A 24,062-nucleotide genomic window follows, 5' to 3' on the forward strand; every position below is an offset into this window, starting at 1 on the left:
TGTCAGATTTTTAATATTAGATTTATTTTTTATTGTCAAATTTATTTCTTGCTATCTCTATTGAACGATGCAATTTTTCAAGCAAAATTTTTTCAGAAGGTAAGATAAGTAAATATTCTGCTACTTTTATATTATCCCCTTCCAGATTCATAAGTTCAATATGTTCAGAATTTTTTCCTGAACAAAGGATTAAACCAATGGGTGGATTTTCCCCTTCTACTTTTTCATATTTATTAAGATAGGATAGATAAAGCTCCATTTGTCCTTTATGACTGGCTTCAAATTCGCCTAATTTCAATTCGATAACCACTAAAGATTTCAGTTTTCTATGATAGAAAAGCAAATCCAGGTAGTAGTCTCTATTATCTATTGTGATTCTTTTTTGTCTTGAAAGAAATGCAAAATCAGTTCCCAACTCAGAAATGAATTTTTGCAGTTCCACAATAATGGCTTCTTCTAAATCTTTTTCAGAAAAGGTATCTTTCAATTCTAAAAAATCAAGAAAATAGGGATCTTTAAAAACTAAGTCAGGGTTTAAAATATTATTTTCAGACCAGTTTTTCAGTTCTTTATCTATTATTTCTTCGGGCTTTTTGCTTATGGCAGTACGCTCAAAAAGCAGAGAATTAATTTTGTCTCTTAAAGTTCTCACACTCCAATTTTCAATCTTACAAACTTCAAGATAAAATTTTCTTTTAGTATCTTCAGAAATGGGGATTAGGAGCAGGAAATGAGTCCATGATAATTGTCGCATCGCTGATGCGACAATTTCAAAATCATCAAAAACAGACGCAAACTGCATCATTTTTCGGATATTTTTTTCAGAAAAGGAATTTCCAAACTCTAAAATAAGTTGTTGAGAAATTTGAAAAATAATCTCTTTACCATACTCCGCTCTTTTATTTCCTAAAACATCTTCATTTATTCTTTGTCCGATTTTCCAGTACAAAACCACCATTGCCGAGTTTACCTGAGCCGCAACCTGATACTTAGTCTTATCAACCAGCTCTTTCAGATCGGTAATTAATTGTTGATGGTTCTGATTTTGTAACATCACTTAAAAATTAAATATCAGATTTTTAATATTAGATTTATTTTTCTTTTTACTTTTCTGAACTTAAAGTTTCTTTCTTTAAATCCGTCTCTATTGGAAAATTTTGAAAGAGATTTTCCCTTCAACCATTATTCCGTACAAATTTAAAGGAATAAGTCTATCTTCTTCAAATTTGAGTCCTGGAATTTCCAATTTTATTTATTTGTTTCTAAATTTATTCGGATTATCCTTATGTTCTTTCTGATAGTCCTCCGCATTTTTTATTTCTTCTTTCAGCCAGTTTTCAAAAGAAATCTTCTTTTCATTAAAATCCCCTATTGCATAAAATATTTTGCCATCTTCTGAAACCAGGAACTTAAAACGGTAAAGCATATCCAGGTCCTTCTTTCTGTGATTATAGGTATTTACCTGATAATACGGGAAATTCTCTTTTGGTCTTTCTACAATTTCAAAAAACAGATTCTTTTCATTTTCAGATAACTTATTGTAAAAGTTTACATAATAAAGATCTGAAAGTTTTTTCTTCTGTTTTTCAAAGAACTGAAGGATGTTTTTTTCTTTTTCATTATACTGAAATGGATTCAGATAATATTTGCCATCAATTTCAACTTCATTACCGGATCGTTTTGCAACAGGCTGAACGGTTTGTCCTTTGGTATTCATGACTCCCCATTTTCCACCTACAATGGATCTGTGCTCGTCATTTGTTTTCTCCCAATCGCAGCCATCACAAAATGCGGCGTAACCATAATTAAAAGGTGAAGCGAAATCATGCTCAGCCGGAATCACAATCTTTCCGTTTCGGTCTGCAAATCCTACTTTACCATTTTTAACCAGTCTTCTCAGTCCTTCAGAGAAATAATCCGGTCCATTATCATACAGGAAAGGCTTGTAAAGGAATGTACCTTTTCTATCATATACATTTCCCCAGGCATTTTTTTCCGGTTTTTCCCCTTCCTTATCCCCATCAAAAAGAATGGTTTCTCCTTCTACAGGATCTCCATCTTTAAGGTATGAAAAGACTTTGAACTGCGCGGGAACAATTATTTTTCCCGCTTTATTTTTTACTCCAACCAGAGAGTCTTTGGATTTAAAATAATGCAAATCGTCTTTACCCTGAGAAAAGGATATGATTGGTGTCAATAAAATGGTTACCAGTAGTTTTTTCATATTAATTGGGGTTGGAAATAAAATATGCAGCCGAAAAGACTGCATATTGTTTTATACTTTAAGATCAGCTTCCAATCCTATTAAGTCTTTGTTTTGGTCAATAATCGGCTGTACCTCGTTCTTGACGAATTCTTCCGTCTGAATCGGCGCGAAACCAATAAAGTTCTTAGGATCTAAAACTTCTTTTAATTTTGATTTGTCTAGTTTTAAAGAATCATCATTCAGGATTCTTTCGATAAGGTCATTTTCTTTTCCTTCTTCTTTCACTTTTTTGGAAGCTTCCATAGAGTGAACTCTGATCACCTCGTGGATTTCCTGGCGGTCACCCCCAGCTTTCACTTCTTCCATGATGATATATTCTGTTGCCATGAAAGGAAGTTCTTCCATAATGTGCTTGTTGATTCTGTTCGGATATACTACAATTCCGTTCATGATGTTGTTCCAGATCAATAGAATTGCATCCACCGCTAAAAACGCCTGAGGAATTGTTAATCTCTTGTTCGCAGAGTCATCCAAAGTTCTTTCAAACCATTGTGTAGAAGCTACCATTGCAGAACTTGTTGTCAGAGACATCACGTATTTTGCCAACGCTCCGATTCTTTCACTTCTCATTGGATTACGTTTGTACGCCATTGCAGAGGAACCAATCTGGTTTTTCTCGAATGGTTCTTCAATTTCCTTAAGGTTTTGAAGTAAACGTAAGTCGTTTGTAAATTTGTGTGCAGACTGTGCAATATTTCCTAATAAAGCAACTACTTTCGCATCAATTTTTCTATCGTAAGTCTGTCCGGAAACTCCGAAAACTTTATCGAAACCGAATCTTTTTGAAAGTTCTTTATCTAAGTGTTTTACTTTAGAATAATCTCCGTTGAAAAGTTCAAGGAAACTTGCAGCAGTTCCTGTAGTTCCTTTTACTCCTCTAAAACGAAGGGTTTCAAGGAAGAAATCCAATTCTTCGATATCAAGAACCAAACTCTGTAACCAAAGTGTCGCTCTTTTTCCAACGGTTGTCAACTGAGCCGGCTGGAAGTGAGTGAATCCTAAAGTAGGAAGGTCTTTATACTGAATAGCAAAATCTGCTAAATTCTTCATTACGTTAACCAACTTTTTCTTTAAGATTAAAAGTCCGTCACGGATCTGAATTAAGTCTGTATTGTCTCCTACAAAAGCCGAAGTTGCTCCCAGGTGGATAATTCCTTTTGCTGAAGGCGCCACATCCCCATAAGCGTGAACGTGGGCCATTACATCATGACGGAATTTCTTTTCATACTCTGCTGCTTTCTCATAATCGATGTTTTCAGCATTAGCTTTTAACTCAGCGATCTGCTCGTCTGTAATTTCAAGCCCAAGGTCTTTTTCGATTTCAGCAAGAGCTATCCAAAGTTTTCTCCAATTCTGGAATTTGTTATTGTGTGAGAAGTTAAATAACATTTCTTCACTGGAGTAGCGCTCTTCCAATGGATTTTTGTAGGAATTCATTCGTTCTTTTACTTTTTAGATGTACAAAAATACGGTTTTTCAGTGAGAGATAAAAATCCTGTTTTGATGATTTTCATTCATGATTTTACTTATACTTTTGTCTTGAAACAAAAGTATACAAAAGTTCAAGACGGGAATCATCCGCTAAAAATTTGATTGTACTCCTAAAATTTCCAAACTCGCATGGATCATATGGTTCTGCTTCGGTTCTATCTTATAACCCATGCTCAGACAGTGGAAATTTTTTAACGGATTACATTCAAATTTTCCTAACGCTCCTGATTCCTGAGTCGATTAATAAACAACACATCACATTCAACCTTATTCCAACCCTAGCATTGAATTGTTATCATCATAAAAGCCAGAAAAATTCCTAAAACAGCTATAAACATTCCTAATATATTCAATAATAATATTATGAATTTATAACTTAAATTTTTAAAAAATGTTGCGACTGCAGGAATGATAAAAGTATTTGAAATCATTAGCATTATTGAAAAATTAAATCCTCCTTCAAGCGGAGAAAATCCTTTTTTAATAATGTATATATTGGCTGACAGTGTCAGTATATTTAAGATAATGATACTAATAGCTAGTATATAATTTATTCTTGATCGCACGAAAGTTCTGTAATTAGGACTACAAAATAACATTTTTTTCACTTATACTTTTACCTTGAAGCAAAAGTATACAAAAGTTCAAGACGGGAGTCATCCGCTAAAAATTTGATTGTACTCTTAAAATTCCCAAACTCGCATAGATCATACGGTTTTGCTTCGGTGTTATCTTATAACCCATGCTCAAACAGTGGAAATTTTTTAACGGATTCCACTCAAATTTTCTTAACGCTCCTGATTCCTAAGTCTATTGATAAAAGTACATAAAAAAGGCTGCCACATTTCTGAAGCAACCTGTTTTTACATTATTTTCATGAATCAAATTAATCAATAAGTCCACATGGTGATCCTACTGAGATACATTTTTTTACAAATGAACACCAGAAGTATCCTGGCAGACACATTGGGATACCTCCCTGAACAGTTTTTAATTCTCTTTTTGAAAGTTTTCTTAGATTTTTCATAGTCTTATTTTTCTGATTTTTTCCTACTCTATATGCTTTTCGGATTACGCTTTAATTTGGTAACACCAATATACATTTTTTTCAGATACAAAAATATAAACCACTCATTTTATATAGTTTACAAATAAATCATTTATCAATATTATACTTTATTTTGAATTTAAAGATTCAACAACATCAATAAAAAATGCCCGGATGCATCTTAAATTTTAATGATTTTATCGTAGAATATTATCAAAGCCAAAATACTATTTTTGAAGTCTCCCAGAAAAAATAAATAATATCCAATATAGAAAACCAAAAATAATATCAAATATTATGTTAGCTGATTTTAATTGATGAGAAACTATAATATTATATATAATATCAATTACTATGATTATTCCACAAAACATCACTAAATATATAATTGCTCTTATAATAATTCTACTATTCATACATATCATAAATTACTTTAGTATTGTTTTTTTATAAACAGTAAAGTAAGTAACGTCCTTATTCTTCGCTATAGAATCTCCTATTTTAATTAATGAAATTATTTTTAAATCTTCCAAATAAACTTTATTACCATCTGATGATTTGACAATATTAAAATGAGTCATAAGATCATATGAGTTTGAAATAACTTGTCCATTACAGTGCTGATTAAAATATTTATATTTAGATAGGTTGGGATCAAATATTTTTTTTATAATTTTCCCACAAAGCACAATTCCGAAGAATAATAAAATAATTTTGTTAATATTTCTTTTTAAAAATCCCATACAGATGTTTTAGATCATTTATAAAAGACTCCTTATGGAATACAAGTCCCGCTCATTTCCATATCTCAATCTTATATATTTCCATGTTCAATACTCAATTATAGATCGAACCAAATTGATTTATATCCAAAGCTTAAAAGTAATAAAACTTATATTATAAAACAGAATTATATCAACAAAGCTCACAACAAAAAAACCACTCTTCCGAGTGGTTTGCCTATTCTTAGAATCTGATCTTACTGATAGATTATTTCATCATTCTTTTTGATTTGGTAGCTTTTTTTATAGGGAGTTAAAACATAGCTGTCTTTAATATAATCTCCACTTTTCCATATTTTCCCTTTTCCCTCTTTATTCAGGATAATACTTTTCGCTGCTCCATCCGGAATAAAAACTTCAGCTTTTTTCATGTCTTTCGTGAAAATTATGGCTGTCATTGAGGTATAACTTTTATCTGAATTTACTTCTTTGAGTTTTATTTTCTGATTAAATGTTTTTATACAATTATTTTTTAACTGTGAATAAGTATATCCTGCAGAACCGATACAACCGTGAACATCTCTATCACCTCCTAGAACAGGAGCCTGTTTTTGTGCAAAAACTAAAGTAGCAAGGAACATTGCACTGAATAAAATTGTTTTTTTCATATGTAAAATTTTTGTTTTCTGGTTGGTAGAACTATATCCCAAAATAGGGTATTAGTTAATTCTTCTAAGGTACAAAAAAAACCACTCTTCCGAGTGGTTTTTCATTTTGAAATCTGATCTTACTGATAGATCACAATATTATCCTTTTTAAGCTGGTATCCGCTTTTTTTATAAGGTACCAATACATAACCATCTTTTTTCCAGGCCTTAGCTTTACCTCCTGCTCTGGTAAGAATGATGCTTTCTGCAACGCTATCTTTCACAAAAACCTCAGCTTTTTTCATGTCTTTGCTGAAAATAACTGCAGCTATTGAAGTATAACTTTCTTTTGGAGCTACTTCTTTCAATTTAATTTTCTGTTCAAAAGTTCTTACACAGTCTTTCTTGATTTGAGAATAGGTATATCCTGCAGAACCAATACATCCGTGTGCATCCCTGTCTCCACCTGCTACAGGTGTTTTTTGAGCGAATGCTAAAGAACCAAGGAACATAGTACTCAATAAAATTGTTTTTTTCATGTCGATTTGCATATAATAGTAATTACCGAGGTATTATTAAAAATCATGCCAAAAAAGACATAATACACATTTCTGTGAGTAACTTTTTTAAATTATTTAGTCCAGTTAATTTTTGAGTGTTGAACATTATCAGAACTGGTTCCAATCATGATATCAAACTCACCTGATTCCCAGTCGTATTTCAAATCTCCGTTGTAGAACTTCAGATTTTCAGGAGTAATGTCGAAGGTTACTTTTTTAGTTTCACCTTTTTTCAGAAATACCTTCTGGAACCCTTTCAATTCTTTTACCGGTCTTGTAATGCTTCCCACCATATCTCTGATATACAACTGAACTACCTCAGCACCATCAAAGTTTCCATTATTAGTTATGGTAATGGATGCCTGAACAGTCTGATTTCCTTTCGGATTGGTACTGGATACTGCAATATCAGAATACCCGAATTTTGTATAACTTAAACCAAATCCAAACGGATACAATGGTGTATTACACTCATCCATATAGTTGGAACGGAATCTTTGATATTCACATTTATCAGTTAATTCCTGGCTTAGCGGACGTCCTGTATTTTTAGCATTATAGTAAATAGGAACCTGTCCCAGACTTCTTGGGAAAGTCATCGGCAACTTTCCTGATGGGTTTACTTTTCCGAATAAAACATCGGCAATCGCATTTCCAGCTTCAGATCCTGCAAACCATGCATTAAGGATGGCATCAGGAGCATCTTTTACATTGGTTAAAGCCAATGGACGGCCTGTGAAAAGTACCATTGCAATAGGCTTCCCGGTTTTCTTTAACTCATTTAAAAGATCAACCTGAGACTGAGGAATGGTAATTTCTGTTCTTGAAGAAGATTCACCGCTCATTTCCGCAGATTCTCCGATTGCCAGAACAATCACGTCGGCTTTGTTTGCAATATCTACCGCTTCTTTTAACAATTCTTCTTTTGAACGGTTATCCCTATCTGTTTTTTTACCATGAGCTGCATAGATGTCCTCCAGCTTAGCATCATAATCAATATTAGCACCTTTAGCAGAAAGGAATTTCACCTCTTTACCGTAGTTAGCCTGGAGCCCCTGCATAAGGTTTACTGCTTTATCATGTTTTGCAGCAACACTCCATGTTCCAGCCATGTTTAATGAATTGTTCACCAATGGTCCTATTACTGCAACAGTTCCTGAATTTTTCAAAGGAAGCACCTGGTTTTCGTTTTTCATCAAAACCATAGACTGAGCTGCAGCACTTCTTGCAATATTTCTGTTTTCCATGCTGTAAACTTCTTTTGCCGCCAGTTTTGCATCACCATATTTATACGGATCTGTAAATAATCCTAAGTCATATTTTGATTCAAGAACTCTTTTTGCTGCCAAATCAATTTCAGCTTGTGTTACTTTCCCTTCAGATAAAGATTTTTTTAATGTTGTTAAAAAGCCTTCCCCTACCATATCCATATCAACACCTGCTTTCAGAGCTAGTGCAGAAACCTGCTGGAGATCTCCCATACCATGGTCAACCATTTCATTGATCCCGGTGTAATCCGTTACCACAAAACCTTTAAACTTCCACTGATTTCTTAAAACCTCAGTTTGAAGCCATCTGTTTCCGGTTGCAGGAACTCCGTCCACTTCATTGAATGAGGCCATCACAGAAGCTACACCAGCATCTACCGCTGCTTTGTAAGGTGGGAAATATTCGTTGAACATTCTCACATGGCTCATATCAACCGTATTGTAATCTCTTCCTGATTCACCTGCTCCGTATAATGCAAAGTGCTTTACACAAGCCAGAATGGTATTTCCAACAGACAAATCTTTACCCTGATAACCATACACCATGTTTTTTGCAATTTCACTTCCTAAATAAGGATCTTCACCAGAACCTTCCGATACTCTCCCCCATCTTGGTTCGCGGGAAATATCTACCATCGGAGAAAACGTCCAGTTGATACCATCAGAAGAGGCTTCTTTTGCCGCTACTCTTGCTGACTGCTGAATCAGATTCATATCCCATGAAGCAGCTAAACCTAATGGAATCGGGAATGTTGTTTCATAACCATGAATAACATCCATCCCGAAGATCAAAGGAATTTTCAGACGGCTGTTTTCCACGGCTACTTTCTGAACTGCTCTGATTTTTTCTGCTCCTTTTATATTGAATAATCCACCCACTAAACCTTGTTCAACTTTTTTACCGATGTCTGAGCTTTTAGCAAGACCTGTCGTAAAATCACCTGAACTTGGTAAGTTAAGCTGGCCGATCTTTTCATCTAATGTCATTTTTGACAAAAGATTGTCTACAAATGCTTTCTTTTTAGCCTGATACTGAGCCGTCTGATAGGACTGAACGGGCTTCGTTACCATTTCCTGTGCGGAAAACACAGGTGCCAATGCTAAAGTGGCGATTACAATTAACTTTTTCATAAATCTATCTTCTTAAATTATTGTTTATATTTTTAGTTTTAATTCGATGGGTTTATCTTTCGATCATTGTGTGTCAGGTCATTTTTGCTTCTTTTTAGACAGCATCCATTCATAAAGCAGCGGATTTGAATAGGCAGAATCCCACGAGTTATGATTATCATTCGGGAAAATAACCAATTCCGCAGATGGATTTACGGGATGCAGTTTTTGATAAAAATTAAAAGCATTGGCAGGCAGAACAATATCATCCATTCCGCCATGAAATATTTTCATATTCAAATCCTTAAACTGATTAATATTGGCCGTCATTACCTGATCTGTAGGAGCGCAGACTGAAGCTACCGCTGCAAACATTTCAGGATGCTCCATGGCCAGCTTCAAAGTTCCCCATCCTCCCATAGAAAGTCCTGTAAGGTAAATACGGGAAGCATCAATTTTATATTTTTTCTGAATTTCCTTGATCAGATTATAAACGGTAACGGTATCCCACCATGATCCCTCCGGACATTGAGGTGCCAGAATAGCAACGGGTTCTTTGATCAGGTTTTTATAGGTAAACGGGCTGTGTGCCTTTACCAGATCAAGATTATTTCCGCGCTCTCCTGAACCGTGAAGAAAAACAATCAAAGGCACATTCCCTTTTGCATTCTGAGGATAGTCCAGAATGTAGGATATTTTTTCCTGCCTTTTAATTTCTTGATTCAGTTCTGCTTTTATTTCCTGTCCGCTCAGCTGTAATGAGAACGGCAGCAGTAAAAGAGGAATATATTTCAGTTTTAGTTTCATATTATTAAGTTTTGGCTAAAGCCATGGATTTGAATCTTTTTATTTTTAAACGGGCTAAAGCCCGTTTCTATTGAATTTACTTAATTCCATATTTAGCTGACTGGAAACTTAATTTTTTCAATCCCTGCTGAATTTCAGGAGCATTCATAAACAGCTTCCAAAGGAATCCTGATCTGTAGTTTTCGATCATTGGAGCTATTGTTCCCTGATCTATCGCCAGATATCTTGGTGTAAACCAGTTGTCGTAATTGACTGAAGTAGCATCATAAGGTCCCGCAGATCCTATGAATTCAGGTTTTTGGGTATAAATGAATCTCAGGAAAGCCATTGATTCTTTCGGAGTGTAGGGAAAACTACTCAATGCGGCTGTAGGTGTTATCACACCGTTGTCATTATTACCCGGCATATGAGCTGTATAACCAGTGCTTCCATCCTCATTTCTGGTATAACCGGCTGTAAGTCCCCAGTAGTTAGGTCCATAACCTTTCCATTGTTTTGGGTTTTCAACACAGTATTTGTAGTCGATAAGAGTTTGATTTTTATTGATGTCAAAGTAGTTTTTTACAAGCTTATCAGATAAGCCTGTAGGATCTAGTCCGATATATGAATATTGAGCCCAGAAAAGAGGTCCACCATATTCTTCAGCGTAGTTGTGTTTTACATACAAAGGTAATCCGTATTTTGTTTTGTCTGTAAGGTAGGTTCCGTTTCTCGTCCAGCCTTTATAATACGTTTCTGCATCAATGGAATATGTAGGTGAAGATGCGGCCAGAATATAGGTAATAAGACATTCATTATATCCTTCCAGAGGAAAATTCATTTCCCATTGGTATTCCGGTGACCAATGCCAGTAAAGAACTTTTTCGCCTCCTTTGGTATACCAGTTCCACTGAATTCCTTTCCATAGTTCATCACATTTTGCTGCCAGTGCTTTTTCTTCTGCATTTCCGTTTTTAAAGTATTCACGGACCATCAGTATTCCCGAAGTAAGGAATGCGGTTTCCACAAGATCTCCGCCATTATCTTTTTTGCCAAAAGGAACCGTCTTTCCGGTTTCCCCATTGATCCAGTGTGGCCAGGCTCCTTTGTGACGGTCTGCCTTGGCCAGGAAATCCATGATATGAGTAAGCCTTTTTACCGCTTCTTTTCTCGGAACAAATCCTCTTTCTGTTCCCACAAGAATAGTTGCCAGCCCAAAGCCTGAACCTCCTGTAGTGATAACATGTTTATCATTATCCGGATAGATATTATCTTCGTGATAACGCTCTCTTCCTAACATTGAATTAGGTTCTGCATAATCCCAGAAATATTTCAGAGCATCTTTTTGTACTCTATCCATAAGCTGTTCATCAGTAATATTACTTTTTACAGCTTCAATTTTTCCAACTTCCTGTTTTACTGCAGGAGCATTTTTACAGGAATACACAAAAAATAAAGAGGTGACAGCAATTGATAATATGTTCCTTTTCATGAGATCTCTTGTTATAGGTTCTAAAAGAAGAGGAGAACTTTCATTCTCCTCTAATGTTTATGATTTATTTTTTTAATATCCAGGGTTTTGAGCCGACAATCCACCTGATTCCATAATAAAATCTTGTGGAAGTGGGAATAATTCGTGCTTTCCAACCTTGAAAACTTTTCCTCCATCGGCAGCCATTGCAGCCTGAGCCTGACCTGTTCTTACTAAGTCAAACCATCGGTCATGTTCAAAAGCCAATTCCAGTCTTCTTTGCTTCCAGATATCTAATCTTACATCTGCCTGAGAAGAAGAAGGAGTATTACCGATATTAGCTCTGTTTCTTACCTGATTCAGGAAAGGAATAGCAGCAGAAGTTTGTCCCAATTCGTTCATTGCTTCAGCTTTGATTAATAATACCTCAGCATATCTCAAGTAACGAATATTCACATCTGTTGAAGCCTGATCTCTGTAATTTGAAGAGTAAGCTTTATAGTTATAGAATTTATTTTCGGTATTTGGACCTACATAATATCCATCATATAATGTCATATCTCTATGGATAATTGTAGCATCTCTTCTCGAATCTGTTGCGGAATAAGCATCATATAAACCTTGGGTAGGTGTAGCAAATCCCCAACCCCAGCCTGTAGTACCTCTTGCACCCTGAACCTGGCTATACTGCTGGATTGCTCTTCCTGCTGTTCCACCACTACCATTAATTTCAAAGATAGATTCAGCGTTATTTTCTCCAGAAACTTTATAAATTTCCTGGAAAACTGGTGTCAACGAATAACCTGTAACCAAATTAGTTTCATCTACAGCCAACTGCCATTTCTTCTGATATAAATAAACTTTAGCTAAAAGCGCATGAGCAGCTCCTTTTGTTGCTCTTTGACCTCCGGTTCCGGCTGGTAAAACTGCAGCAGCATCTTTAAGATCTTTTTCTATAAATGCGTAAATTTCTTCTTTACTTTTTCTCGTAAGTGTCATCAATTTATCTGCTTCAACTCCCGTTACTGGAACGTGATCTACCAAAGGAACCCCTCCAAAAGATTTCACTAAAGTAAAATACATGAACGCCCTTAAAAATTTAGCTTCACCTGCTAATCTTTCACGTAATTGTGGATCAGCTTTATCTAATTGAGGAAGATATTTCAATGCCTGATTACATCTATTAATTCCCTGATAATTAGAAGCAAATAATTCTTTAAACGATGGCGTTGATGATGTAAATGTCAAAGCATCTAAAATATCTTTATCTGAACCTGAATCACTCGCACTTGAACCTTTATCTGCATCATCAGAAACAATTGATGTAACTCCTATCCAGGCAAACGTACTCATGTTCCAGTCTAAAAACTTAGCGTAAATAGCCGTAACTAAGCTATTTGCTCCTGCATCGTTATTGTAAATTTCACCCAATGCAGACTCAGGAATTGCTTCTGTAGGTGATACATCTATAAAGTCATTACTACAACTTTGGTTAACAGCTCCTAAAATTAAAAACGCGGCTGCTATGATATATTTCTTATTCATTTTTTAAAAATTTAGGTTAACACCAAATACAAAAGATCTCAATGTAGGGTAAGCATCCAATTCTACCCCTGCACGTTTATATGGATCTCCTTCTGCAGTAGGATCCGCAGGATTATATCCGGATAATTCTGAAGAATATCCTGAGTATTTCTGGAACACAAAAGGATTAATTGCACTTACATAAAGTTTAATTGATTTTACATAATCAGTTAAGTTCTTAAATGTATATCCTACTGAGATATTATTAATTCTGAAATAATCTCCGCTTTCTAAATAGAACGTTGATGCAATTGGAATATTTGCAGGATTTACAGGATTTGCTGCATTAGTGTTTGTTGGTGTCCAGAAATCATTCGCTACAGATGCTTCAACATTTTCTCCACCATTTCTTTGTGCTTTTTTACCGTTGTAAACTTTAAAGCCAAAAGCTCCATAACCGCTTAGGGCAAAATCCCAATCTTTATAAGACATTGAAATATTAACACCTAATGTTGATTTTGGTATGTAAGAATCAAAGAAACGTCTGTCTCCCGGATCTGCACTTCCTGTAACACCATTACCATTTAAGTCTTTAAATTTCAGGTTACCGTTTGCATCATAACCATCTGCTTCCCATAAATAGAAGCTTCCTAATGCGTATCCAACAGCATTAGCGTTGAAAAGTTTTGTGTCTTGTCCGTTTCCAAGATTTCCTCCCACGATTTGAGAAACCGGCTTAGAAAGATCAATGCTGGCAAGTTTATTCTTATTATAAGAATAATTAGCACCAATTGAATAGGTAAAATCCTCACCTACTTTATCTGCCCAGTTTAAACTTACCTCAGCACCTTTATTTACAACACTTCCCATATGGGAATAATTCAAATCAGAAATTCCGGTTGCCATATATGGAACAACACCCAAAATAAGATTTTTGGTTTTCCTATTATAGATATCAAAAGTACCTGTTAATCTTTTATCCAGGATACCAAAGTCTAATCCTAAAGACGATTCTTCTGTAACTTCCCATCCTAAATCCGGATCGTAACCTTTATTAACAGTAACTCCATTGCTTACCGGAGAACTTCCAAACGCATAATTATAAGTTGCTCCCATTGAAAGCGGTAAATAATTCAAAGGAACATTCTGGTTACCAATTTTACCCCAACCTCCTCTAACTTTCAACAAATCAAAGAAGCCATCTTTCATAAAGTTTTCTTCAGAAACAATCCAACCTGCTCCGAATGATGGGAATGTACCCCACTTGTTACCAGCCGCAAATTGAGAAGAACCGTCTCTTCTAATCGTTCCGCTTAATAAGTAACGGTTCATAAATTTATATTGGAATCTTCCGAAGTAAGAAATTGTAGTATTTCTGTTTCCTTTTATAGATTCAAGAGCTTTTGTATCACTATCACTATATAGGTTACCATAGTAATCAACTCCGCTAAGGTTCCAGTAATCTTTTGAAATTGGAACATCTTTTCTGTTAATAATTAAAGTCTCCAGACCGTTCTTTACTGAAGCTTCTGTACCTACAACAACTTCAATATCATGGTTTTCAATTTTCTTTGTATATGTTAAATAGTTATTGAGCAACCAGTTGAAGTAGTTCTGACTTTTATTAGTTAACCTTGTTAATGGTGATGTAGTTGAGTATTGGTTATCCGTTCTCATCGGGTCACTATCTAACCAGAAAGATTTAGAATTTACGAAATTATAGTATTTATAATTTCCATATTCTCCACTAAACTGAGAAGTAAACTTTAAATCTTTATAGATATCTATATCCAATTTTAATCCACCCTGTAGTAAAAAATTTCTACCTCTTTGATTGTCGTAAGCAAGCTGCATTACAGGATTACCTACATTATTAAATCTTCCTCCTTCATAATCGATATTTCCGGTAGTTTTATTATAAATTGGCTGACCATATTTTCCATTCGGATAATATACAGGTACTAATGGCGATTGTTTATAAGCATTTGTAAAAGCGCCATACGATTTAGGAGTATCATTAGTAAAAGTAGCACTTAAGGTTTGAGCTAATCTGATACCTTTGGTAATTCTGAACTCGTTATTCGTTCTTACTGTAGTCCTATTATAATTCGTCCCTTTAAGGATAGACTGTTCATCATAATTGCTTAAACTTAAAAAGTATTTTGCAACTTCTGAAGATCCGGAAATGGATAAGTTATGTTGGTTGTAAATACCTGTTCTTGTAATTTCTTTAAACCAATCAGTATCGTATGGCTGATTAGGATTCAAATAATTACTTGCTGTACCTGCATTATTGTAATTTGCAAATTCAGACCCATTAGCCATTTTGATGGTTTTTAAAGGGGTTCTAAATCCAACCAATCCATCATAAGAAACACTTAACTTCCCTCTACCTGACTTTGTAGTAATGATGATTACCCCATTGGCTGCTCTGTTACCATAAATCGCCAATGCTGCGGCATCTTTCAATACATCATATGTCAGAATATCATTTGAGTTGATATTATTAATATTATCAGTAAACATACCATCAACTACATACAAAGGAGTTCTTCCTCCAAGTACGGTTCCAAGTCCTCTGATCATCACCGTAGGTGTCGATCCGGGTGCATCGGAAGCAATTACCTGTACCCCAGCTGCTTTACCCTGGATAGCCTGTGATGCATTCAATACCTTTGTTCTTGTTACTTCTTCTGCACTGATAGAACTAATAGAAGTGGTGTTATCCACTTTTTTACGGCTACCATATCCAATCATAACGACTTCGTCAATTTTCTGGACTTTAGCAGAATCCTGCGTAACCTGCGCATTCACGTTCATCCCAAAATATAATACGGCAATGAGACATGAATACTTTAAATTACTTTGTTTCATATAGTTTCAATTTTATTCAAATAAATTCAATTTTGTACCTGTCTCTAAATAGTGGAGTTATTTAAAATCTCAAAAAAAGACATTAGCCAAAAATAGAAAAAATATTGAACAATGTTAAACTATCTTAAATATTTAAAAATTATAAAGTTTTACTGTATTAAAATTGACAAAGTTCTAAATTTTATAATTTTATATTTAAAATAATTATTAATTATCAATCATTTTATTAATTATAAATTAACATTTTCAATACAAAAAATCACCAAATCCTGTTGCAAGCTTAATATTTTGTTAAATAGAGAATAGTAATTACCTTTGGTGCAGTTTTTGAGAAAAAAGCATTTAGAAATCAATAATAAAAAGATCAATGAAAAAATATATCATTGCAGCCGCTCTTATCATAGGAACCGGTGCTGTTATTACCACCAGTGTACAATCATGTACAACATTGGCCACATCAGACATGGGGCTTTCTATTATTAAAAGAATTCTGCTTAATGGTATTGATAAAGGAATGGGTATTTATGGAAATAAGGAAGCCTTTCTGCAGAATAACATGGTAGATAAAGCACTTCCCAAAGAGCTGAGAGACATCAATTCTATGCTGGAAAAGGTGGCCCCGTCATTGGTTGCTAAAGAAAGAGATTATATTGCACAGGCAGCAGCTTACACGGTAAATACTTCAAAACCTATTCTGGAAGGTGCCGTCAACAGTCTGAATGCTCAGGACGTAACAAGAATCATGCAGGGAACTACCGCGACACAGGTTCTGAAAGAAAAAACATCCCAGCAGCTTATTGCAGCAATCGCTCCGAAAGTGGATGAGAAACTGAATGAATACGGGATTGTAAAAACCATCAACTCCGCATTATCTGGAAGCAATTTTCTGGGCAGTCTTTTAGGGGGAAATAAAAACACGGTTAATTCAGGCGGACTGAGTCAGCTAGCTTCCGAACAACTGGTAAACGGGCTATTCAATATCATTGAAGATTACGAGCATCAGAACTCCAAATCTCTTCTGGGACCATTTGGAAAATAGGAGAAATTTCGTTATATTTATATTATATTAATAATTGCAGATGGATATATTACAAGGAAATCAACACGCAAATCCTGAAGAGTTTTACAAGTCTTTGAAGGATAAACTGGAGGATCATCATGATTTTCCGGAAGATTATTTATTTAAATTTATTATTCCTACAGACCAGTCAAAACTTACTGAAATATACAGAGTTTTTGACGGCATTAAATTTACACTGGGAAACCGCGAAAGTAAAAATGGAAAATACACTGCCTGCAACATCAATGCATTTGTTTTGGATGCAGACCAGGTTGTGAATATTTATAAAGAAGTAGCAAAAATAGAAGGCGTTATTCTATTGTAAAAACAGGAACCGTTTTATAGTAATGAAGCGGTTTTTTATTGTTTAAAAATGTAAATAAAAACACTATGAACATCCAACTGATCCTATTTAATATTGTTTTAATCACATCTGCAACAAGCTGTGTTCACAAAAACAGCAATGAAAACAGCACAACAACTATCACCACTGCAGTACAGCAGCAAAAGATTGAACAGATTCAGTTAGCAGAAAGAACGAGAGGGTTTAGTAAGAGCATTGTTTTTACTCCTTCATTAAAAACAACAAATACAAACGAAGACATCGTCAATACCAAGGTATCTTCTGCTGAATGGAAAGCAGTTTCCAAAATTGCTGAAACCCTTGATTTATCTAAGATATCAGATCTTAAATCTCCTACTACAGGCAGACATTCTGACCGTGCCATGGCTGCTTCTATTATTATTACTTCTAACGGAAAAGAGTATACTTCTTCAAGTTTTGATTCCGGGCATCCGCCAAAAGAACTGGAAGCTTTATATAATGCAATCAACGGAACTGAGAAAACAAAAGCTCAATAAAATAAAAATCCGCTCTTTTACAGAACGGATTTTTTTATGTTTGTATATTTATTATTTTTCAATAAAAAATTTCACATTTTCAATAGGCCTTCCCAGCATCGCGACTGAACCTTTTACCAAAATTGGTCTTTGGATCAGAGAGGGATTTTCGGAGAGAATTTTCAGCCATTCTTCTTCTGAATAATTTTTATCTGCATAATTCTCAACATACAGCTTATCTGTCTTGCGGATGATATGAAAAACACTTTGGTTAAGCTTTTTCAACACAGTTCTGATCTCAAGAATGCTTAGTGGATCTTCAACAATATTAATGATCTCAAAAGACACTCCGTTTTCGTCAAGATACTCCAGTACGGCATTGGACTTTGAACAGTTCCCATTATGTAAAACTTTAACTACCATGATATAATTATTCAAAAAGTTAAACTTGCTATAGACAAATTTAAAAAGAATTAAACTGAGTCTGTCTTAATATTCTGATAAAAATATGTTAAAACAACCCGTGAAGTTCTGCTTCAATTTTCTCCAGAATGAGTCCGAAATCTTCCGGCTTTTCAACAAAATCAAGGTCATCTACCTCAACAATAAGAAGTTTTCCTTCAGTATAATTGGAAATCCATTTTTCATATTTCTGGTTCAGTTTTGAAAGGTATTCAATACTGATAGAAGCTTCATATTCCCGACCTCTTTTATAGATTTTTTTAACCAGATTGGGAACATCAGATTTCAGATAGATCAGTAAGTCCGGAGCCGATACAAAAGACTTCATCAGATTGAAAACCGATGAGTAATTATTGAAATCCCTGTCCGAAAGAAGATTCATATCATTTAAGTTTTCTGCAAAAATATGGGCATCTTCGTAAATGGTACGATCCTGAATGATATTTTTACCACTTTCTCTGATCTCCTTTACCTGACGGAATCTGCTTCCCAGGAAATAAACCTGCAATGCGAAACTCCACTTACTCATATCTGAATAGAAATCTTCAAGATAAGGATTATGATCTACGTCTTCAAATTGTGCATCCCATCCGTAATGCTTGGAAAGCATCGTTGTCAAAGTTGTTTTTCCCGCTCCGATGTTTCCTGTAACTGCAATATGCATAATATTCTTTTTCCTTGTATTTACTGATTAGTTGATAAGTTTTTCGATCCCTTCAGTCTGAACTTTGGAAGTCTCTTCAAGCAATTTCTGCAGCGTATTGTCTGAAGGCTTTTCATCCTTATTCTCATCGGGTTTTTCTTCAGTTTTTTCTACTGGTTTTTCTGTAGATTGCTGTAGAGATTCCGGCTGAGCTTCAAGCTGTTTCTGCTGTTTGGCTTTCTTTACTTTTTCAAGGCTGTAAAGATAGAGTTTGTTCCCCTTGATTTCAAAATAAGAAAGGATATTTTTATCCACAATTTGCGCCTCCGGATCTTCAAAAACCGTTACCATTCCTTTTTCAGGAACGTATTGTGAAATGAAATTACTGGCAACAACCAAAATTGCATCATTCTCTCTTCGAAACCGTTTTCCGTTTTCTAAAGGGGCTTCAAAAAGTTTTTCAAATTTCAGGCTGTAAATTCTGATATGTTTTCTTGTTAAAATATAGACCTTATTTTCATAGACCAACATATCCGTCATATCTTCAAAACTGATATCAAACGGATAGGAATTGATCGTGGTATCGTTCCTGAAATTATACTGTATCAACCGTTTTGTGCTGTCATCCAAAAGCCACAGCTGCTGCAGATCTTCGGCATAAGCCATTCTGATGAAACCAAATTTCTGCTTAAAATCAAGCCTTTGAATTTCATTCATATTCTGATCTATAAACTTCATTTCCTGAGCATTTTCAGAAAATAAAGGCACATTCAGTGGATTTTGTACGTTCTGCACCTTATAAGGAACAGTAAGCATCATTTTCCCGATCTGTTTTCCTAAAGAATCATATTTAGTAAAACTAAAATCTTTATTTTTATAGATATACAGATTTCCGTAATCATCGGCAAGCATGTCTTTAGCTTCCTTCAATTTTAAAGTATCTAATGGGATAATATTCTGCGCAGAAAATGTGCAGAAAGCAAAAGTTAATATCAGATATAGTAATCTCAAAATTCTTTTTTACTAAAGATAGCGCTCCCTATGGAACGCTACCAATTTACATACTTTATTTTATTCAGATAGAAATTGTTATTAAACTTTTGTTATTTAATGACAACTTCATAAATCTTCGGCCAGTTCTTCCCTGTTACCAACATATTCTCACCTTTAAAAGCAATTCCGTTCAACACATCATCACTTCCTTTTGTGTTCTGTTTGGCAATTTCTGTGAAATCAAAAGTTCCCACTACTTCACCGTTGGCTGGGTTAATTTTTAAAATAATTGGTTTCTGCCATACATTGGCATAGATAAATCCGTTGTGGTATTCCAGCTCGTTCAGTTGATCATAAGCCTGAGCACTACCGGCAACAGCGATATATTTAATCAGTTTTGAAGGGTTATTGACATCAAGGAAATACAACAGTTTACTTCCGTCAGAAGCAATCAGACTTTTCCCGTCATACGTCAGTCCCCAGCCCTCACCCAATACATTTGGATAAGCAAATTCTGAAAGCAGCTTTAAAGAGCTTTTATCATAAATATATCCTTTTTTGCTCTGCCATGTCAGCTGATATACTTTATCTCCTACAATGGTACTTCCTTCAGAAAAATCTTCCTGAGCCTGTTTGGTAGAAGCAAGCGGAGTTGTAGTTCCCAATGTATATTTTAAAATCTGGGAAGCTCCGTTCTGTCCGTCACTTTCATAAATGGTATTTCCTTCCACCTGGAAACCTTGTACAAAGTTTTTAGGATCGTGAGGATATTCTGCTACAATCTGGTAAGGAATATTTTTTTCAGGATTTTTTGCAAATACATTAATGGTTGCATCCTGATTCAATACTTCTCCTCCTTTTGTTTTAACGTTGAATGTCACAGCATTATCACCTAATGTGAAAAACTTAGGATCAACGGTTAAATCTGTTGTTTCTTTATCTCCAAAGCTGATGGTTACACTTTCTGCATTTTCCGTCACCTCTTTCGGAAGCTCAAGCTTATCTCCGAAATGGTATCCTTTTGCCTCCATTGAATTATTATAAGTATTCAGTGTATCAAGAATTTCTTTATTCTTGTTACAAGATGCCAGTAATAAAATCGCTGCGAAACCCGCTATTATATTTTTTTTCATTGAATTTCTAAATATTTCCCCAAAAATAGCAAATTTTATTCCGTATTGCCAATATTATCTATGGGTTCACCAAATTGCAGTATATAACCATTGTTGTCATAGATCGCAAATTCTCTCATTCCCCACTCAAAAGATTCAATCTCATAGCAGACTTTGGCCTTTATTTTAAGGTCTTCCCAAAGCTCATCCACCTTATTTACATTGAAATAAAAAGAGCCGGAAAAACCAATTGAAGTATTTTTTTCATGCTGGTTAGGCTGAGAAAGCATGAGGTATATTTCATCTTTACGAAGGGAAGCCCATTGCCAATCATCATTTCTATCCATCAATGTAAAACCGAGAACACGCATATAAAATCCTATGGTCTCATCAATATTTTCTGTCCAGAGAATAGGACGAAGTGCTGTAAACTGTGTCATGATTCCTGTAATTCAAAGGTATTTTTATGGATTTTCATATTCAGGGAAACCCAGGTTTCTGTATCAATCTTCGCTTCGCTTTTTACTTCAGGGTCAAAGGCAAACCCTACTTTCCGGTAACATTCAATAGCTCCGGTATTCCAGTCGTAAACATTCAGTTCTGCCGTTTCTTTATCAAAATGACTAAACCCATATTTCAGAAGTTCCTGCATTACTTTTTTACCATAGCCTTTTCCTCTGTTGTTCTCGTCCCAGATCAGAATTCTGCCCAGCAGGAATGTCTTTTCCTTTAAAAAAATCTGAGCGTGACCAATGGTAGTTTCTGTGTGATCCGCAATGGTAAACAAGGTTCTGTTTTCATCAGACAAATCGGTTTCCAGCTGTTCTGTAGTAAGTGGGAAACGATATGCGGGTCCGGCAAACTGAAGAAGCATTCTTTCATCTTCTATCTTTGAAATCAGCAAAGGTGCATCTTGAATCGTAAAAGGTTTTAATGTAATCATGGTCTATTTTTCTACATATTCTTTTAAGCTTTGTCCCAAAATAGTTTTCCAGCCTTCTGTAAAGTTTTCTCTTGAAAAACCATCTCCTAAATCTTTGAAGTTTTCAATATCATCGTGAGTCAGCTTTACTAAAGTCTGTCCGTCCTCGGGTTGCAATTCCCAGGTTACAATGGTCTTCAGTTCTGAAAAATCAGGATATGACCATGTATGTTTCAATTTCTGATCAGGTATTATTTCTAAAACTTCACCGTGATGATGGTATTTATTGGCTCCTCCCGGCTCATAGAAATTAAATTCCGCACCTGATTCCAATACAAAATCCTGGATATCAAAATACCAGGATTTCATTTCATTTTTATCGGTCAATGCTTTCCAGACTTTTTCTGCCGGAGCATTTATTTTATACTGAACAGTGATGGGTGTGCTCATATTATAGATTTAATATGTCTAAAATTAAACATTTTGTCTAAAATATTTAACCACAAAAGTCATAAAAGTTTTAACCTGAATTTGTTTAAAATTAAATTTCAAATAAAGAAAAATACATTTAAGCTTTGAAAAATCTGAGATTCTTCATTTTGTGACTTTTTTATAACTCAAGCTTATCTTTTGTGGTTTCCTTTTAATGATCAATGTGAAAATCCGGTGATCTTTGCTTCATCAAAATCCAGCTGCATTTCAATGACTCTCATCACATGGTCATCAAATATCTTTTCTCTTTTCATTCTGTGCAGTTCGTTTCTCTGCGCCTGAATAACCTGCCGCAAGACGTCTTTATTTTCATTGATTGCCGATACATAGTCTCCTGTAGAAGCCATACATTGGGCTTTGTCAGCCATCAGCATCATTTCATTTTCCAGCTTGTGTTTTTGATGACGTACCAGACTGTTTGTGACTGCCAGTTCAGAAAAATCATTATCCAGTTTGTGCAGTGCTGTTTCTTTCAGCTTGCGCATCAGAATCACTTCCTGCTTTTCTTCAGGTAATTCACTTCCGGCATCCTGAATATTCAATAATTTCAGGATCGGGCTCAGCAATAATCCTTGTCCTACCAGTGTAATCAATATGATAACGAAGGTTACAAATAAAATAATGTTCCGGTGTGGAAATGCATCTCCGTTTGGTAAAAAGGCAGGAATCGACAAGGCTGCAGCCAGTGAAACCACACCCCTCATTGCTGCAAAACTGATAATGAAAGGTTCTCTCCAATCCGGTTTCGGAACTTTTAATCTTAATTCTTTGGAACAAACTCTTGGGAAATACATCAATGCATAGCTGTAAAGAATTCTTGTCCCGATGATAGCTCCCCCAATCACTACACTGTAGAAAATACCTTCAGAAATGGTATATTCTTTCATTCCTTCCACTACAATGGGAAGTTCAAGGCCAATCAGAATGAAAATAATTGTATTCATCAGGAATATCAATACACTCCACACGTTCCCGGACTGTATCCTTGAAGTGTGGCTCAGATAACAGTGTGAGTTATAAGACATCAGTAATCCCCCGGCCACTACTGCCAGTACTCCTGAAAAATGGAAATGCTCTGCTCCCACATACATAATGTACGGCACAATAAGGGTAATAATGGTATCTATATTGGAATTGGTAGGAATAATTCTGAGCAATGCTCCAAATAAAAAGCCGGTCGCCACTCCCACAGCAATTCCTCCAATAGCCATCGTAAAGAAATCCTGAACAGCATCTCTCCAGATAAACTGTCCTGAAATAACCGCTGCAAGGGCAAACTTAAATACAATTAAACTGGACGCATCATTGATAAGGCTCTCACCTTCCAGGATATTGGTGATTTTTTTAGGAATTTTCATATGCTTCAGTACCGAAGTGGCCGCTACCGCATCCGGTGGAGAATTTACACCTCCCAGCAAAAATCCCATTGCTAAAGTAAGTCCTGGAATAATGGAAGACGAAAGATAAGCCACAACGATGGATGTTAAAAATACCAATCCGAAAGCCATTGAAAATATTTGTTTTCTCCATTTATGAAAGTCCTGCCATGAAGTAAACCAAGCTGCTTCAAACAGAATAGGCGGCAGGAAAATAAGGAAAACAAGATCAGGTTCTATTTCTATACGCGGCATTCCCGGCACAAAGCTTATCAGCAATCCTGCAATCACAAGAAAAATCGGGTAAGCGACTTTTAATTTCTGGCCGATCATTACCAATATCATCACAGACAGCAGTACTGCAATGGATATTATAACATAGCTGTGAATCATTT

23 protein-coding genes are annotated in these 24,062 nt (G+C 35.3%); 3 read left to right on the plus strand and 20 right to left on the minus strand.

The annotated features are described in order from the left end of the window. Nucleotides 1-22 precede the first annotated feature (22 nt). The 12 genes from ACTJIP_RS00515 to ACTJIP_RS00570 all read right to left on the minus strand — a co-directional run bounded on the left by ACTJIP_RS00515 (nt 23) and on the right by ACTJIP_RS00570 (nt 15,767). Complete coding sequence (locus ACTJIP_RS00515) at nt 23-1,054, minus strand: PDDEXK nuclease domain-containing protein (protein ID WP_440703953.1); 1,032 nt, start codon at nt 1,052-1,054, stop codon at nt 23-25. 198 nt (nt 1,055-1,252) lie between these two features. Beyond that, nucleotides 1,253-2,224 carry a WG repeat-containing protein gene (locus ACTJIP_RS00520; RefSeq protein WP_232538972.1) on the minus strand — a complete coding sequence of 324 codons (972 nt, stop codon included), beginning with the start codon at nt 2,222-2,224 and terminating at the stop codon, nt 1,253-1,255. A gap of 51 nt (nt 2,225-2,275) precedes the next feature. Continuing rightward, on the minus strand, nt 2,276-3,703 hold the full coding sequence (gene purB / locus ACTJIP_RS00525) for an adenylosuccinate lyase (RefSeq protein ID WP_047377647.1): 1,428 nt from the start codon (nt 3,701-3,703) through the stop codon (nt 2,276-2,278). Between the two features lie 940 nt (nt 3,704-4,643). After that, the gene (locus tag ACTJIP_RS00530; RefSeq protein ID WP_153816321.1) at nt 4,644-4,784 is read right to left on the minus strand and encodes a bacteriocin-like protein; all 141 of its coding nucleotides are present in this window, start codon (nt 4,782-4,784) and stop codon (nt 4,644-4,646) included. 449 nt (nt 4,785-5,233) lie between these two features. Next, on the minus strand, nt 5,234-5,548 hold the full coding sequence (locus ACTJIP_RS00535; RefSeq protein WP_077416386.1) for a hypothetical protein: 315 nt from the start codon (nt 5,546-5,548) through the stop codon (nt 5,234-5,236). A gap of 236 nt (nt 5,549-5,784) precedes the next feature. Beyond that, nucleotides 5,785-6,195: a hypothetical protein gene (locus tag ACTJIP_RS00540; protein ID WP_077418012.1), complete on the minus strand. Its 411-nt coding sequence runs from the start codon at nt 6,193-6,195 to the stop codon at nt 5,785-5,787. 119 nt (nt 6,196-6,314) lie between these two features. Continuing rightward, complete coding sequence (locus ACTJIP_RS00545) at nt 6,315-6,713, minus strand: hypothetical protein (protein ID WP_440703954.1); 399 nt, start codon at nt 6,711-6,713, stop codon at nt 6,315-6,317. 92 nt (nt 6,714-6,805) lie between these two features. Then, nucleotides 6,806-9,133 (minus strand): beta-glucosidase BglX, encoded by a 2,328-nt coding sequence (gene bglX, locus ACTJIP_RS00550; RefSeq protein ID WP_180564017.1) that lies wholly within the window; start codon nt 9,131-9,133, stop codon nt 6,806-6,808. 78 nt (nt 9,134-9,211) lie between these two features. After that, on the minus strand, nt 9,212-9,919 hold the full coding sequence (locus ACTJIP_RS00555; RefSeq protein ID WP_077416382.1) for a prolyl oligopeptidase family serine peptidase: 708 nt from the start codon (nt 9,917-9,919) through the stop codon (nt 9,212-9,214). A gap of 76 nt (nt 9,920-9,995) precedes the next feature. Continuing rightward, complete coding sequence (locus tag ACTJIP_RS00560; protein WP_077416380.1) at nt 9,996-11,390, minus strand: glucoamylase family protein; 1,395 nt, start codon at nt 11,388-11,390, stop codon at nt 9,996-9,998. A 72-nt stretch (nt 11,391-11,462) separates the two neighbouring features. Further along, nucleotides 11,463-12,914, minus strand: coding sequence for a RagB/SusD family nutrient uptake outer membrane protein (locus ACTJIP_RS00565; RefSeq protein ID WP_077416378.1), 1,452 nt, complete (start codon nt 12,912-12,914; stop codon nt 11,463-11,465). A gap of 3 nt (nt 12,915-12,917) precedes the next feature. Then, nucleotides 12,918-15,767, minus strand: a complete 2,850-nt coding sequence (locus ACTJIP_RS00570) for a SusC/RagA family TonB-linked outer membrane protein (protein WP_077416377.1) — start codon at nt 15,765-15,767, stop codon at nt 12,918-12,920. Between the two features lie 367 nt (nt 15,768-16,134). Between ACTJIP_RS00570 and ACTJIP_RS00575 the strand changes: the two genes are divergently transcribed. From ACTJIP_RS00575 to ACTJIP_RS00585, 3 genes are all read left to right on the plus strand, one after another. Continuing rightward, entirely contained in the window at nt 16,135-16,806 is a 672-nt protein-coding gene (locus ACTJIP_RS00575; protein WP_077416375.1) for a DUF4197 family protein, read from the plus strand. A 40-nt stretch (nt 16,807-16,846) separates the two neighbouring features. Then, a complete protein-coding gene (locus ACTJIP_RS00580) occupies nt 16,847-17,152 on the plus strand; it encodes a DUF493 family protein (RefSeq protein ID WP_047388428.1) in 306 nt (101 codons plus the stop codon). 65 nt (nt 17,153-17,217) lie between these two features. Continuing rightward, nucleotides 17,218-17,688: a hypothetical protein gene (locus ACTJIP_RS00585; RefSeq protein WP_077416373.1), complete on the plus strand. Its 471-nt coding sequence runs from the start codon at nt 17,218-17,220 to the stop codon at nt 17,686-17,688. Between the two features lie 51 nt (nt 17,689-17,739). Here ACTJIP_RS00585 and ACTJIP_RS00590 read toward each other — a convergent pair whose 3' ends face one another. From ACTJIP_RS00590 to ACTJIP_RS00625, 8 genes are all read right to left on the minus strand, one after another. Continuing rightward, entirely contained in the window at nt 17,740-18,090 is a 351-nt protein-coding gene (locus ACTJIP_RS00590) for an ArsC/Spx/MgsR family protein (protein WP_047388424.1), read from the minus strand. An 88-nt stretch (nt 18,091-18,178) separates the two neighbouring features. Then, a complete protein-coding gene (locus ACTJIP_RS00595) occupies nt 18,179-18,793 on the minus strand; it encodes a deoxynucleoside kinase (RefSeq protein ID WP_047388422.1) in 615 nt (204 codons plus the stop codon). A 27-nt stretch (nt 18,794-18,820) separates the two neighbouring features. Next, nucleotides 18,821-19,783: a hypothetical protein gene (locus ACTJIP_RS00600; protein ID WP_077416371.1), complete on the minus strand. Its 963-nt coding sequence runs from the start codon at nt 19,781-19,783 to the stop codon at nt 18,821-18,823. A gap of 92 nt (nt 19,784-19,875) precedes the next feature. Further along, nucleotides 19,876-20,898, minus strand: coding sequence for a glutaminyl-peptide cyclotransferase (locus tag ACTJIP_RS00605; RefSeq protein WP_180564024.1), 1,023 nt, complete (start codon nt 20,896-20,898; stop codon nt 19,876-19,878). A gap of 35 nt (nt 20,899-20,933) precedes the next feature. Continuing rightward, entirely contained in the window at nt 20,934-21,317 is a 384-nt protein-coding gene (locus ACTJIP_RS00610) for a VOC family protein (RefSeq protein ID WP_077416367.1), read from the minus strand. Continuing rightward, nucleotides 21,314-21,820, minus strand: a complete 507-nt coding sequence (locus tag ACTJIP_RS00615; RefSeq protein WP_077416365.1) for a GNAT family N-acetyltransferase — start codon at nt 21,818-21,820, stop codon at nt 21,314-21,316. The genes ACTJIP_RS00610 and ACTJIP_RS00615 overlap by 4 nt, the downstream gene beginning before the upstream one ends. A gap of 3 nt (nt 21,821-21,823) precedes the next feature. After that, nucleotides 21,824-22,249 carry an SRPBCC family protein gene (locus ACTJIP_RS00620; protein ID WP_180564026.1) on the minus strand — a complete coding sequence of 142 codons (426 nt, stop codon included), beginning with the start codon at nt 22,247-22,249 and terminating at the stop codon, nt 21,824-21,826. A 200-nt stretch (nt 22,250-22,449) separates the two neighbouring features. After that, nucleotides 22,450-24,060: a Na+/H+ antiporter gene (locus tag ACTJIP_RS00625; protein WP_440703955.1), complete on the minus strand. Its 1,611-nt coding sequence runs from the start codon at nt 24,058-24,060 to the stop codon at nt 22,450-22,452. Between the last annotated feature and the right edge of the window lie 2 nt (nt 24,061-24,062).

This window comes from Chryseobacterium sp. 22543 (genome assembly GCF_052044565.1).
Classification (GTDB): Bacteria; Bacteroidota; Bacteroidia; order Flavobacteriales; family Weeksellaceae; genus Chryseobacterium.